We start from the raw sequence: 13,219 nt of genomic DNA on the forward strand, positions 1-13,219 counted from the left end.
ACTGAAAATCTTTCCTTCCGGCCCGGCGATTTTTGAACTATGAGGAATGCATGCATTGTTGAAGGGTCGAATTGCTGCGTCCATACCCTCGGATTCAGCCGTTTACTAATCCAACATTCAACCGTTCATGAAAATTGGTATTGTCTGTTACCCGACTTTCGGGGGAAGTGGCGTTGTAGCGACCGAGTTAGGCAAAGGACTGGCTAAGTCCGGGCATAAAATCCACTTCATCACCTATCAGCAACCGCCCCGGTTGGATTTCTTCAACGAGAACGTCTATTACCACGAAGTCAATATTCCTACCTATCCGCTGTTTCAGTTTCCGCCTTACGAAACCGCCCTGGCGAGCGAGATGGTCAGCGTGGTTCAATACGAGAATCTGGACCTGCTCCACGTACATTACGCCATTCCCCACGCTTCGGCCGCCTACATGGCCAAGATGATTCTGCGGTCGCAGGGGCGGTTCGTGCCGGTGGTGACGACGCTGCACGGAACGGACATCACGCTGGTCGGAAAAGACGCTTCCTACGAGCCGGTGGTGACGTTCAGCATCAACGAGTCGGACGGGGTGACGGCGGTATCGGAAAATCTGCGGCAGGAGACGCTGGATACGTTCTCCATCCGCCGGGATATCGAGGTGATTCCCAACTTCATCGACCTCGACCGCTTCAAGCGGCTCCGCAAGGAGCACTTCAAAACCGCCATCTGTCCCAACGGGGAGAAACTGATCGTCCATACGTCCAACTTCCGGCGCGTGAAACGCATCGACGACGCCGTGATGGCTTTCTACAAGATCAACAAGCAGGTCCGGAGCAAGATGCTGCTGGTGGGCGACGGCCCGGAGCGCGCCCGGATCGAGAAGCTGTGCCGGGATCTGGACATCTACGAAGACGTCCGGTTTCTGGGCAAGCTCGATGCCGTGGAGGAGGTACTGTCCGTTGCGGACCTGTTTCTGATGCCGTCGGAAAATGAAAGCTTCGGGCTGGCGGCTCTGGAAGCCATGGCCTGCGAAGTTCCGCTGATCACGTCCAACGCCGGGGGACTGCCGGAACTGAACGTTCACGGGGTGACGGGTTTCCTGAGCAAAGTGGGCGACGTGGACGACATGGTCAAAAACGCGCTGTTCATCCTGCAGGACGACAACCTGCCGGTTTTCAAGCACAACGCCCTCGAACGCGCCAAGCAGTTCGAAATTTCCCACGTCCTGCCCCAGTATGAGGCTTATTACGAGAAAGTTCTGCTCGAAAGCCGGGAGAAGGTTTTTTAAAATCCGGGCGAGTCGGCGCTTCAGGAATCAACCTTTTCGAAAAAGTGGTTGAAACCTTACGGAGCCAATTGGAGTTATCCCGAAAGAGGGTGTAATTTCATATATCATGAACCCAAACATTCCACGTACCGACCGGAAACGCGTAGTGATTGTAGGGGCAGGGTTCGGAGGGTTGAGGCTCGCCCGCAAGCTGGCCGGCCGGAAAGAGTTTCAGGTCGTACTGATCAATAAAAATAACTTCCACGAGTTCCAGCCGCTGTACTATCAGGTAGCGACATCCGGGCTGGAAGCGAGTTCCATATTGTTTCCGCTCCGGGCGGTTTTCCAGAACTGCAAAAACGTTCACATCCGGGTGACCAGCGTTACGCAGGTTCATCCCGAAACCAGCACCATCGATACCGACCTGGGGCCGATCGAATACGATTACCTCGTCATCGCCACCGGAGCCGACACGAATTTCTTCGGAATGAAGAACATCATCGAGCGCGCCCTGCCGATGAAGTCCGTTTCCGAAGCCATCACGCTCCGAAATCGCATTCTGCAAAATTTCGAAGATGCCCTTTCCGTCGACAGCAGCGACGAAAAAGAAGGTTTTTTGAACGTGGTCGTAGTGGGTGGAGGCCCTACGGGTGTCGAACTATGCGGAACCTTCGCCGAAATGCGCCGGACGGTGCTGCCGAGCGATTATCCGGAGCTGGATTTCAAGCGCATGCAGATCTACCTGATCGAATCCGGGGGCGAACTGCTCGGGCCGATGTCGAAGGAATCGCAGGAAAAATCGCAGGAATACCTGACCAGACTGGGCGTCATCGTCCAGCTGAACACCCGCGTACAGGATTTCGACGGAAAGACGGTCTTCATGGCCGACGGCTCCACGATCCGTACCAACAACCTGGTGTGGGCCGCCGGGGTCCGGGCCACTCCGCCGGTCGGTCTGCCGGCCGAAATTATTAACAAAAGCGGACGTATACTCGTAAATCGTTATAGTCAGGTTCAGGGATTTGATACTATTTTTGCGATCGGCGACGTCGCCCTGATGACCGAGGAGAAATACCCGAACGGCCATCCCCAGATCGCCCAGCCTGCCATTCAGCAGGGGAAGCACCTGGCGGCCAACCTCATCCGGACGGTGAAGGGGAAACCGATGGAGGAGTTTACGTATAAGGATCTCGGTACGATGGCGACCATCGGCCGGGGCAAGGCGGTGGTGGATTTGCCGTTCTGGAGTTTTCAGGGCGTCTTTGCCTGGATGGTGTGGCTGTTCGTCCACCTCATGTCCATCGTCGGGGTTAAAAACCGGCTGCTGATTTTTATCAACTGGATGTGGAATTACCTGAGCGATGACCAGTCTTTGCGGCTGATCATCAAGCCGAAACTGCCGAAGGGCAATTTCGAGGCCATGAAACAGAAGGTGGAGGACCAGCTGGTCACAAAGTAGATAATGGTCAACTTATTTGACTATCATTTGAAAAGCAGTATACATTTGCGAACAACAGGTACAAATTCATCCAAACGTTGACATTATGGAAGAGACTGTAACTCGAATCAAGCCGAAAAACAGCGGGACTAGACCCCTGTTTGACAATCCGATTCTCGAAAAATTATCCCGCACCCACATCTCCGTTCCGATTACCATTTATCTTGTGACGTCCGCCGTATTGGGCTGGTATGCCTTTACCTATACCCAAATGTCGGCAGGCTGGATCGGTTTTCTGTTTTTTGCCGGTATCTTTGTCTTCTCGCTGGTCGAGTATGCTACCCACCGGGGCGTCTTTCACATGGATACCGACACGCCGGTCAAGGCGAAAATCCAGTACACCTTTCACGGTATTCACCACGAATTCCCGAAGGATAAGACCCGGCTGGCCATGCCGCCCGCAGCCGCCATTTTTGTAGGAGCCGCCCTCTTCGGCGTCACTTTCCTGCTCCTTGGTGAAGCATCGTATGCCTTTTTCCCCGGCTTTCTGGTAGGATATTCAGGCTATCTTTTCGTGCATTTTATCGTCCATGCCTATCCCCCGCCGAAGAACCTTTTCAAGAAGCTATGGGTCAACCATGCGGTTCATCACTATAAGAGCCACGATAAAAACTACGGTGTCTCGTCTCCCCTCTGGGATTACGTGTTCGGGACGTTTATGAAATAACCGCTGATGCTATCCGACTTTGGGGTCATCCTGCTATTCATCATTACCGGCCTGGCGTTTGTCGGGCTGGTTTTGTTTGTGGGCAGCCTGTTACGGCCCAACCGCCCGAATCTCGAAAAACTGACCACCTACGAGTCCGGCGAAGAACCCGTCGGCAACGCCAACATCCAGTTCAACGTCCGGTTCTACGTCGTTGCCATCATCTTTGTGCTGTTCGATGTGGAACTGGTCTTCCTGTTTCCGTGGGCGACGGTTTTCGGGCAGAAATCGCTGATCGAGGAAACCAATGGTCTCTGGGGCTGGTTTTCCCTCATGGAGATGCTGGTATTTGTCGCCCTGCTGGCGCTCGGTCTGGCCTACGCCTGGGTGAAGGGCTATCTGGACTGGGTGCGTCCGCAGCCCAAAATACCGGAACTGAAAACGCCGGTGCCGGCGTCACTGTACGAGAAAATCAATCAGAAGTACACCACCCCCCGGCCCCCTCCTTACTAAGGAGGGGGAGTGCGCTGCCAGATTCAAACCCTGCGGAGCCACCCCCTCCTTGGTAAGGAGGGGGCCGGGGGGTGGTCAGCGGGAGGAAAAACGCTTCCCCAAACACCCTCCGAGGGGCCGGCGCTTCGATTTGGGGGTAAAAAAACAGATAACCAATGAGCGGTTTATTAGATCAGAAATTCAAATCCGGGGAAGGCGGGGTGCTGCTGACCACCGCCGAGGACCTGCTCAACTGGGCGCGGCTTTCGTCGCTGTGGCCGATGGGCTTCGGCATCGCCTGCTGCGCCATCGAGATGATGCAGACCTTCGCGTCGGGCTATGACCTCGAACGGTTCGGCATTTTTCCGCGGCCTTCCCCCCGGCAGTCGGACGTCATGATCGTTTCGGGAACCGTCACGTTCAAGATGGCCGACCGCATCCGGCGGCTCTACGAACAGATGCCCGAACCGCGCTATGTGATCTCGATGGGTTCCTGCTCCAACTGCGGTGGCCCTTACTGGCAGCACGGCTACCATGTCGTCAAGGGCGTCGACCGCATCATTCCCGTGGATGTCTATGTTCCGGGCTGCCCGCCCCGGCCGGAAACGCTGATCGGCGGCTTCCTGAAACTTCAGGAAAAGATCCGCAACACGCGCCTGACGGAAGACCCCGCCCCGACCGCCCTGCTGGAAATGGAAGCCGAAAATGCGTCGGCCCGGGATCAGAAACCCGCTTTTGCCGAACATTTCGGCGAAGAACCGCAAAAAGTGACGGGAACGGAAGAACCGTTCCAACCGATTGCCTGAAACCGGAGTCATTGGGAAAAACAAACTCGTCACCCCTATGAAAACGATTCTTGCCCTCCTGCTCACCTTCGGCGTCTTGTCCTGCTCGGAAACGGAAAAGTCTTCCGACCCCGATCCTGAACAGGAGGTACAAGCTATGCTGAATTCCAACTGGCTGCCGGCCGACGGCTGCGAAACCCACGTCACTCTCAACTGGGAAGATCCGCAGAAACAGATCCGATACGCTCCGGATGCGGAATCCGTCGCAAAAGTGGAGAACTTTGTCGGGCCGCAGACCTACCAGAAGCAGGGAACGATCAAATTCCGGCTGACCGGCAGGAAAAAAACGGTGCAATGCGGCTGGGGCAGCAAGTTTGAAGCCGACGAAATCACCGTAATTTCCATACGCTGACGCACCAGATGTCTTTTTCGGAACTATACGACCTCCTTCTCAGCCGCTTCGGCCCCGACGTGATCGGGCAGGCCCATACGCAGAATCCGCAGCCGTTTCTGGTGGTTGCGACGGAACACATTACCTCCGTCTGCGAATTCCTGCACGACGACGACCGGCTGTTCTTCGATTTGCTGGCCTGCATGACCGGGATCGACAACGGCCCCCAGGCGGCTACGATGGAGGTCGTCTACCATCTGACTTCCATCCCCTACGAACATAACCTGGTGCTCAAGGTGATCGTGCCGCGAAATACCGACGAGCAGCCCCTGCCGGCGGTGCCGACCGTCAGCTCCGTCTGGCGGACTGCCGACTGGCACGAACGGGAGATTTACGACCTCGTCGGCATCCGGTTCGACAACCACCCCGACCTGCGCCGGATCCTGCTTCCGGCCGACTGGGTGGGCCATCCCCTTCGGAAAGATTATCAGGACCTCGACACGTACCACGGCATTAAAGTGAAGTAAAATAAGCCGGGCGGGTTTCGTTTGGCAGTATTAACGAGGCAATGTAACTTGTGTCTTTCCTTGATTGACTGACCTGAGCCATTGCCTGCATGCAAACGCGTCGACCCATACGAATTTCAGTCTGTTTATTCCTGCTGATTGCCCTTTTTGCCCTGCTGCCCGAAGCCCGGTGCCAGCAGCGGCCCGACTCGGTGATGGTGCGGGGCCGCATCCGGAACCTCACCCCTGAACTCTACCGGCAAAGCCCGGTCGTGACCGTTTCCCGGAACAACATCCTCCAGGCCAGCCGCGAAATGGCCCGCCCCGCTCCCCTCGAAGCCGACGGCAGCTTTCAGGTTACCCTTCCGCTGATTTATCCATACGAAGAACTGTATTTCAATTTCGGCCGGATCAGCACCGCCTTCCTCGCTTCGGCCGGAACGGTGGAGATTTCGCTCGACGCCGACTCGCTCTACCGGTCCGAAGTGCCTTTCCGGTTTGCGGGAACCAACGCCCAGGTCAATAACCAGCTTGCGCTTTACAAAGCGTTTGCCTTTAAGAACAAGCCCAAAACCGATGCCCGCCAGTTGTCGAAACAGCTGTACGACCGGTCGGCGGACGACAGCCGCAAAATTCTGAAAAACGAGTTTCTCCAGACCTACGAGAAATACCGCCAGACCGCCACGGTGCTGCCTCTCCTCGACCGGTACATCCAGTCGACTACGCGGTATGAAGTAGCGGCTTTCCTGTACGACAAGGCCATGGCCGAGCAGGACCGGCGGCTGGAAACCAACCTTTCGGCCGACAGCCTGCGGCCGGCAAACGACCTGTTCATGAGTGTCCAGCGGGCCACGGCCATGGAACGGTTTGCCGCCTGGACCGGTTCGCTGGTTCGGGACCAGGCCCAGACCGGCCCGGGCCGAAGCATTCCCATCCCGACCTTCGCGACCCTGATCGATCGGTATGTGCCGAAGCTTTCCGAAGCCGACCGCGAGCGGATCGTGGCCCTGAAAGCCGTCAAAACCGGCACCAACCGCGATCTGACACTGCTCCAGCGGATCTATCGCGAAAATGAGGAAAATCTCTCCAAGCTGCTGGCCTACGAAATGACGATGGCTCAATACAGCCGGCTCGTGGACAGCACGGGAATGGACTTTCTGAAAGCCACCTTTCTGGCGATGAACCTGCCCGCCATCGAGCTCAGCTCCCAAAAGCTGCTCTATGAGCATATCCTGCCACAGCTCGCCGATCCACGCTACCGGCTTTCCCTTCAGGAACTCTACCAGCTGGAAGTCCGCGACAGCGTGCGGGTGCGGGAGGTGGCGGAGCGGTTTTCCGGAAAAGCGGACAACGAACCCGTCGAAGTGCTGTCGGGCGTGACGCTGATGCGCTCTTCCGACTTCGGGAAAAACCTGCTGAGCCGGATCAGCGAGCAGGCCCGAGGCCGGCTGGTCTACGTGCTGGCCTGGTCCAACGACGTGGAGGCCTCGCGGCAGGCGGTTCTGGCGGCCCGGTCCGTGCAGGATCGGCTCAGCAGCCGCGACGTTCTGTTCGTCTTCGTCAACGCCAACGAAACCTCCCTGCAACTCTGGCGCGAGTGGGTGGCCAAAAACCAGCCGAAAGGGCTGCACATTTATGTCGATGAAGAGCAGATGACCGACCTGATCGGTACGTTTCGGTCCGGCCAGCTCCCGGCGGCCGGCCTGCTGGGCCGCGACGGCAAAATCCTTAAAAGGAACGCCCCGTTGCCTACCCAGCCCGACGAACTTCTGAAACTGATCCGGGAACGGCTCTGAACCGGCCGGTGGATTACCCCGGGTTGGACTACCCCGGGTTGGACTACCCGGATTTTTCGATCTGGCTTCCCCGCCCGCCGGGCCGCTGAACTACCTTTGTCCGGAATTCAAACCAAAACAAACCGTATGGAAACCGTCATCATCGAGCAGCGGATGAACATTGCCCGGACGGAGCCGAAAGCCTACCAGCACGTCAAGGCCCTATCCGATTATCTGAAAACCACCTCCGTGAGCAGGACGCATCAGGAACTGATCAAGATTCGCGCTTCCCAGATCAATCACTGCGTCTACTGCATCAATATGCACACCCGCGAAGCCCGGGCCCTGGGCGAAACGGAACAGCGCATCTACGCCCTGAGCGCCTGGCGGGAAGCGCCTTACTATACCGAAGAGGAACGGGCCATTCTGGCGCTGACCGAAGAAGTAACCCTGCTCTCTCAGCACGGGGTGTCGGATGCGGTCTACCAGGAAGCCGCCCGCCTGTTCGACGAACCCTACCTGGCGCAGGTGATCATGTCCATCGTGGTCATCAATGCCTGGAACCGGATCGCCGTCAGCACCCGGCTCAGGCCGGACTGACCGCCCATCCGGTTTTCGGACCCGGCGACTGAGTAGAAATCACCAGATCTTTCGGAATTCTGCCGGTAAACGCGTTATTTCGGGAAGCCATCTCTACCTTCTCCGTGAACGTATCGCTCATCATTCCGACTTACAACCGGGAAACGCTGCTGGTTCGGTGCCTGCAATGCGCTCTCCATCAGCGGTTTGATAGTTACGAAGTGATCGTGGTCGATCAGACCCGGCAGCATGAGCCGGAGACGAAGCGGTTTCTGGAACAGAACTGCTCCCGCGTCCGCCATATTACCGCCGACCCGCCCTCGCTGACGGCCGCCCGCAACCTCGGCCTTCGGCACGCCCAGGGAGATATCATTATTTTCATCGACGACGACACGGAGTTCGACGAGGATTTCATCGCAGCGCATTTCGAAGCCCACCGCCAGGGTCTGGACGTCGTTCAGGGCCGGATCGTCGAACCGGAAGTGCCGCCCCAGTCGCATCCCTCCTGGCTGACCTGGTATCTGAAATTCACCGGCGGGGACGATTGCCCGGTCGACGGGCCGGTCAATGTGATCACGGGAGCTAACTTTTCGGTATCCCGCAGCGTGTTCGGGAAGATCGGCGGCTTCGATGAGCGGTTTCGGGGAGTGGCCGTCCATGAGGATGCCGATTTCGGGCTGCGGGCCTTCCGGGCCGGTTTCCGGATGGGTTACGTCGCCAAAGCCGCGCTTATTCACCACGCCAGCAGCCAGGGCGGTGTCGACTCAGGAGTAGAGGAAAAATTCTTCCATCTCAGTTATCACACCAGCAGCCTGCTGTTCGCGCGCAAGCACTTTCCCGCACCGGTGGTCTGGTACTTCCGCCTTCGCCTGACCCTGAGGGGCCTGCGAAGTCTCCGGGGCCTCGTTCGAAAAGCCGACCGGCAGGTCATGGACAGCCTCCACACGGAGCCGCCCGCCTTAAAGCTTCCGGCCCAGTCGTTTCAGGAAAAATGAATCCCGTCAGGGAGCGACCCGGAGCCGGGTCAGCTTTATCGGGACGCCGGCCAGCCGGACATTGGCCGGGGGCGCGAATTTTTCGGCATTGAATACCACGTAAGTTCCCGTTTTTCGAACCGTCTCCGGCAGGTTGCAGGCAAAATACCGGGTATTGTCACCGCCGAGAATATACAGCCACGTACTGGTTTTCGAGGTATCGGCCTCATTGACCACCCTGCCCGCCACCTCCTGCAGATCCGTGTCCTTCCGCCAGGTGTCGTATTCCGGGCAGGCATCGCTCAGGCCGATCTCATTGGCCCACGGCTCCTTCCGGTCGCAACTGGCCGCCATCAAAAAGAGTCCGATAATGATTCCGGGCGTTTTCATACCGTAATAAATCCATCCAGTCGGAAAAGGTTGGGTAAAAAGGCCATTTTCTTACGGAATAATTGTAACTTTTTCCGCTAAATTCCTACGATTCCTATACCCATGAAAGTAATGCGATTAACCGTTGCGCGGTGCCTGGGCGTTCTGGGCGCAGTCGGCGCCACCATCGGGCTGTATGCCTGCCTCAACACCCGGCCGGGTTCCGCTCAGACCGGCGCGGCCTCCCCGCCCCGGGTGCTGGTCTTCTCCAAAACCAAAGGCTGGGTTCACACCTCGATTCCGTTCGGGATTGCGGCCGTTCAGAAGCTCGGCAAAGAGAACAACTTCCGGGTCGATACGACCAAAAATGCCGCCTATTTCACCGACGACAGCCTGAAGAACTACCAGGCCGTCATCTTCAACTGCACCACCGGCAACGTCCTGAACGCCGAACAGCAGGCGGCTTTCGAACGGTACATTCAGGCCGGGGGCGGTTATGTCGGCATCCACTCGGCGGCCGATACCGAGTATGAATGGCCGTGGTATGCCCGACTGATGGGTGCCCACTTTTCGAGCCATCCCAATAATTCCAACGTCCGGAAAGCCACCGTCGACGTCACCGACAAGAACCACCCCTCGACCAGCCACCTCCCCGACCACTGGGAGCGCACCGACGAATGGTATAATTACCGTTCGTTCTATACCGGCCTGAACGTGCTGGCCAATCTGGACGAAAACACCTACGAAGGCGGCACCAACGGCGCCAGCCATCCCATTGCCTGGTACCACGAGTTCGACGGCGGCCGGGCGTTCTACACCGGCGGGGGCCATACCGACGAAAGCTTCAGCGACCCGCTGTTTGTCAAACACGTGCTGGGCGGTATCCGCTACGCCATGGGAACCGGGAAACCACTGGATTACGGCAAGTCCTACTCGAAAACCGTACCGGAAGAAAACCGCTTCGTCAAGACCGTGCTGGTCAACGACCTCAACGCACCGATGGAATTGGCCGTCGCCCCTGACGGGCGGGTTTTCTTTACTGAACTCAACGGCACCCTGTCGCTCTGGAATCCGGCCACGCGGCAGCACAGCATCCTGCACAAATTTCCGGTGGCATCCAAAGGCGGCACGGGTCTGATCGGGATTACGCTGGACCCGAATTTTGCGACGAACCGGTATATGTACCTGTATTATTCACCCCCGAAAGAGGAGGAGCCGATCTATTTCAACCTGTCGCGGTTCGTCGTCGGGCCGGATAACCGGCTGGACCTGGCTTCGGAGAAGATTCTGCTGAAAGTGCCGGTGGAAATCAACAGCGGGGCGCACCACGGCGGCTCGCTGGCCTGGGACAAAGACGGCAATCTCTATCTCTCGACCGGCGACAGCTCCAGCCCATTTCCGTCGAACGGCTATTCGCCCATGGACGAACGGCCCGGCAAGGAATACTTCAGCCTCGACGCCCAGCGGTCGGCGGGCAACACCAACGATCTGAAAGGCAAGGTATTGCGCATTCATCCGGAGCCGGACGGCACCTACACCATCCCGGCGGGCAACCTCTTCCCGAAAGGCATGGAGAAAACGCGGCCGGAGATTTACACGATGGGCTGCCGGAACCCGTACCGCATCGCCGTCAACCCGAAAACCTCCGTGCTGTACTGGGGCGAAATCGGGCCGGATGCGGGCAAGGACAGCACCCAGGGGCCGCGCGGCTACGATGAATTCAACCAGGCCAAAAAACCCGGTAATTACGGCTGGCCGTATTTCGTCGGGAACAACTACGCCTACGTGGACTGGGATTTTGCGGGCAACACGGCCGGTCCGCGCTTCGACCCGAAAGCGCCCGTCAACTCCTCACCCAACAATACCGGCCTGAAGGCCCTGCCGCCCGCAACGCCCGCCATGATCTGGTATCCCTACGCGCCCTCCAAAGAGTTTCCGGAGCTGGGACAGGGCGGACGCAGCGCGATGGCCGGGTCCTTCTACACCTACGACGAAAAACTGGCCTCGCCGACCAAATTCCCGGCTTACTACGACGGCGCGTTGTTCGTTTTCGACTGGATGCGCAACTGGGTGCTGGCCCTCCGTTTCGACGCCAGTGAGAACTACCTCCGCAGCGAACCGTTCATGACCGCCAACGGTGATTTCCGCCGGCCCATCGACCTGACCTTCGGCCCCGACGGCGCCATGTACATGCTCGAATACGGCTCGGTGTACGGTGCCGACAACGACGATGCCCGGCTGGTGAAGATCGAATACAACACAGGCAACCGCCCGCCCATCGCCCAGGCCAGCGTGACGGACTCGGCGGCTGCGGCCCAGCTCAACGCCCGGGTATACCTGACCTCCGAAAACCGCAATCTGCCCGTGCTGCGCGAAGCCGTCGGTCCGGCTCCCCTGCGGGTGCTGTTCGGAAGCCGGGGCACCCGCGACCTCGACGATGACGACGCCGTCACTTACCAGTGGCTGTTCGACGGCAATACGGTCGGATCGACGAAACCCAATGCCGCATATACCTACACCCGGCCGGGCATCTACAACGCCGTCCTGAAGGTGACGGACCGGGCGGGGCAGGTCGGTACGGACACGATCGTGGTACGGGTCGGGAACGCCCGTCCGCAGGTGACGATCCAGACGCCGGTCAACAAGTCGTTTTTCTGGCCGAACAAGCCATTTGCCTACGAGGTGAAGGTAACGGACCGCGAAGACGCCCGCATCGACCCGAAGAAAGTGAAGGTCTATTTCAGCTACAACCCGCAGCCCGGCACGGCCGATAAAAGCCCGCAGATGGGCCACCAGGACGAATCCGCATCGGAGACGGCCTCGCTGGGGAAAACCCTGATTGCCGCCAGCGACTGCAAAGCCTGCCATACCGTAGACAAGGTGTCGGTCGGACCGTCGTTCGTGGCGGTGGCGCAGCGGTATAAGAGCCAGAACGGTTCGCTGGAGAAGCTGGCCCGGAAGATCATCGAAGGCGGGGGCGGCAACTGGGGCAAGGAACACGTCATGAGCGCCCACCCACAGGTGCCGCTGGCCGACGCCCAGGAGATGGTCAAATACATCTTCTCGCTGACCGACGAGAAAAAGCAGCAGAACACTTTGCCGACCGAAGGCACCCTGACGCTGGACCAGCACAAGGATTCGGAACCGAGGGGCCAGTATACGATGATCGCCAGCTATACCGACGAAGGCGGGCAGGTGGTCGGGCCGCTGACGGGCATGGAGGTGATCACGCTGCGGAATGCGAAGGTACCCACGGTCTATGCCGACGCGCACACGGGCTTCCCGCGCTGGGGCAACCGGCTGAGCCAGGGCAACCACAAGGCGCACATCCTGCTGAAAAACATCGACCTGACCAACATCCGGAAGATCACCTACGACTATTCGTCGCAAGACAAGGACGGGGAAATCGAGATGAGGCTGGATTCCTACGCCGGTCCGGTCGTAAGCCGGACGCCTTTCCAGGCTACCGGTGCCTGGAACAAAGCCCGGCAGGTGACGGCCGAACTCAGCCAGCCGATCAACGGCCGTCACGACGTCTTTTTCGTGGTCGTCAAACGCACCAAACCGAACGACGCCCTCATCACGCTGAATTCGATCCAGTTCGATCTGTAGCGTTCTTCCCGAAAGAAGCAATCAGCCCCGTTCAGATTACCTGAACGGGGCTTTTTTATTTTACCCATTTATAAATGAGTGCGTTACTTTCCCGCCCTCTCCGCGTCTCATCCCTGATTGCTTGTCCGGAAAACATCGGTCACCCCCACCGTCCCTGTTTATTCTTGATTCATGACGCGAAATTTTTATCGTTGGTGTACCCTTGCGTTTTGTAGTTTCCTTTCCCTTCCCGGTTCCTTCGCCCAGACGACCGACAACCGGCCCGTGCAGGTGACGCCCCTGCTGAACCCGCCCTTCGCCCCTACCCTGACCGAGTGGACGACCAATCCCCAACTGCTGCGCGTCT

12 protein-coding genes are annotated in these 13,219 nt (G+C 58.3%); 11 read left to right on the top strand and 1 reads right to left on the bottom strand.

Translation table 11 applies throughout. From position 1 onward, the window contains the following. Positions 1 to 127: 127 nt before the first annotated feature. The 10 genes from bshA (at position 128) to DX909_RS28995 (ending at position 8,913) form a co-directional block, all read left to right on the top strand. On the top strand, positions 128 to 1,267 hold the full coding sequence (gene bshA, locus DX909_RS28950; RefSeq protein WP_128548767.1) for an N-acetyl-alpha-D-glucosaminyl L-malate synthase BshA: 1,140 nt from the start codon (positions 128 to 130) through the stop codon (positions 1,265 to 1,267). A 106-nt stretch (positions 1,268 to 1,373) separates the two neighbouring features. Beyond that, positions 1,374 to 2,705, top strand: a complete 1,332-nt coding sequence (locus DX909_RS28955) for an NAD(P)/FAD-dependent oxidoreductase (protein ID WP_128548769.1) — start codon at positions 1,374 to 1,376, stop codon at positions 2,703 to 2,705. Positions 2,706 to 2,790: 85 nt separating this feature from the next. Further along, entirely contained in the window at positions 2,791 to 3,411 is a 621-nt protein-coding gene (locus tag DX909_RS28960) for a sterol desaturase family protein (protein ID WP_128548771.1), read from the top strand. A 6-nt stretch (positions 3,412 to 3,417) separates the two neighbouring features. Further along, entirely contained in the window at positions 3,418 to 3,903 is a 486-nt protein-coding gene (locus tag DX909_RS28965; protein WP_128548773.1) for an NADH-quinone oxidoreductase subunit A, read from the top strand. Positions 3,904 to 4,058: 155 nt separating this feature from the next. Continuing rightward, positions 4,059 to 4,688: an NADH-quinone oxidoreductase subunit NuoB gene (nuoB, locus tag DX909_RS28970; protein ID WP_128548775.1), complete on the top strand. Its 630-nt coding sequence runs from the start codon at positions 4,059 to 4,061 to the stop codon at positions 4,686 to 4,688. Between the two features lie 37 nt (positions 4,689 to 4,725). Next, a complete protein-coding gene (locus DX909_RS28975) occupies positions 4,726 to 5,079 on the top strand; it encodes a hypothetical protein (RefSeq protein ID WP_128548777.1) in 354 nt (117 codons plus the stop codon). A gap of 8 nt (positions 5,080 to 5,087) precedes the next feature. Further along, positions 5,088 to 5,585: an NADH-quinone oxidoreductase subunit C gene (locus tag DX909_RS28980; RefSeq protein WP_128548779.1), complete on the top strand. Its 498-nt coding sequence runs from the start codon at positions 5,088 to 5,090 to the stop codon at positions 5,583 to 5,585. An 89-nt stretch (positions 5,586 to 5,674) separates the two neighbouring features. Then, a complete protein-coding gene (locus DX909_RS28985; RefSeq protein ID WP_128548781.1) occupies positions 5,675 to 7,360 on the top strand; it encodes a TlpA family protein disulfide reductase in 1,686 nt (561 codons plus the stop codon). 126 nt (positions 7,361 to 7,486) lie between these two features. Next, positions 7,487 to 7,939 (top strand): carboxymuconolactone decarboxylase family protein, encoded by a 453-nt coding sequence (locus DX909_RS28990; RefSeq protein ID WP_206513078.1) that lies wholly within the window; start codon positions 7,487 to 7,489, stop codon positions 7,937 to 7,939. A 104-nt stretch (positions 7,940 to 8,043) separates the two neighbouring features. After that, complete coding sequence (locus DX909_RS28995; protein WP_164851451.1) at positions 8,044 to 8,913, top strand: glycosyltransferase family 2 protein; 870 nt, start codon at positions 8,044 to 8,046, stop codon at positions 8,911 to 8,913. A gap of 6 nt (positions 8,914 to 8,919) precedes the next feature. On the opposite strand, the gene DX909_RS29000 is transcribed toward DX909_RS28995, so the two are convergent. Then, positions 8,920 to 9,282 carry a hypothetical protein gene (locus DX909_RS29000; RefSeq protein ID WP_128548785.1) on the bottom strand — a complete coding sequence of 121 codons (363 nt, stop codon included), beginning with the start codon at positions 9,280 to 9,282 and terminating at the stop codon, positions 8,920 to 8,922. 111 nt (positions 9,283 to 9,393) lie between these two features. Between DX909_RS29000 and DX909_RS29005 the strand changes: the two genes are divergently transcribed. After that, positions 9,394 to 12,873 (top strand): ThuA domain-containing protein, encoded by a 3,480-nt coding sequence (locus DX909_RS29005; RefSeq protein WP_229311238.1) that lies wholly within the window; start codon positions 9,394 to 9,396, stop codon positions 12,871 to 12,873. The last annotated feature ends 346 nt before the right edge of the window (positions 12,874 to 13,219 follow it).

The organism is Larkinella soli (genome assembly GCF_003703975.1).
Classification (GTDB): Bacteria; Bacteroidota; Bacteroidia; order Cytophagales; family Spirosomataceae; genus Larkinella; species Larkinella soli.

What these genes read in the sequence shown, in the direction of transcription:
- bshA (WP_128548767.1), top strand. Translation starts at nt 128, where the DNA reads ATGAAAATTGGTATTGTCTGTTACCCGACTTTCGGGGGAAGTGGCGTT.
- DX909_RS28955 (WP_128548769.1), top strand. Translation starts at nt 1,374, where the DNA reads ATGAACCCAAACATTCCACGTACCGACCGGAAACGCGTAGTGATTGTA.
- DX909_RS28960 (WP_128548771.1), top strand. Translation starts at nt 2,791, where the DNA reads ATGGAAGAGACTGTAACTCGAATCAAGCCGAAAAACAGCGGGACTAGA.
- DX909_RS28965 (WP_128548773.1), top strand. Translation starts at nt 3,418, where the DNA reads ATGCTATCCGACTTTGGGGTCATCCTGCTATTCATCATTACCGGCCTG.
- nuoB (WP_128548775.1), top strand. Translation starts at nt 4,059, where the DNA reads ATGAGCGGTTTATTAGATCAGAAATTCAAATCCGGGGAAGGCGGGGTG.
- DX909_RS28975 (WP_128548777.1), top strand. Translation starts at nt 4,726, where the DNA reads ATGAAAACGATTCTTGCCCTCCTGCTCACCTTCGGCGTCTTGTCCTGC.
- DX909_RS28980 (WP_128548779.1), top strand. Translation starts at nt 5,088, where the DNA reads ATGTCTTTTTCGGAACTATACGACCTCCTTCTCAGCCGCTTCGGCCCC.
- DX909_RS28985 (WP_128548781.1), top strand. Translation starts at nt 5,675, where the DNA reads ATGCAAACGCGTCGACCCATACGAATTTCAGTCTGTTTATTCCTGCTG.
- DX909_RS28990 (WP_206513078.1), top strand. Translation starts at nt 7,487, where the DNA reads ATGGAAACCGTCATCATCGAGCAGCGGATGAACATTGCCCGGACGGAG.
- DX909_RS29000 (WP_128548785.1), bottom strand. Translation starts at nt 9,282, where the DNA reads ATGAAAACGCCCGGAATCATTATCGGACTCTTTTTGATGGCGGCCAGT.
- DX909_RS29005 (WP_229311238.1), top strand. Translation starts at nt 9,394, where the DNA reads ATGCGATTAACCGTTGCGCGGTGCCTGGGCGTTCTGGGCGCAGTCGGC.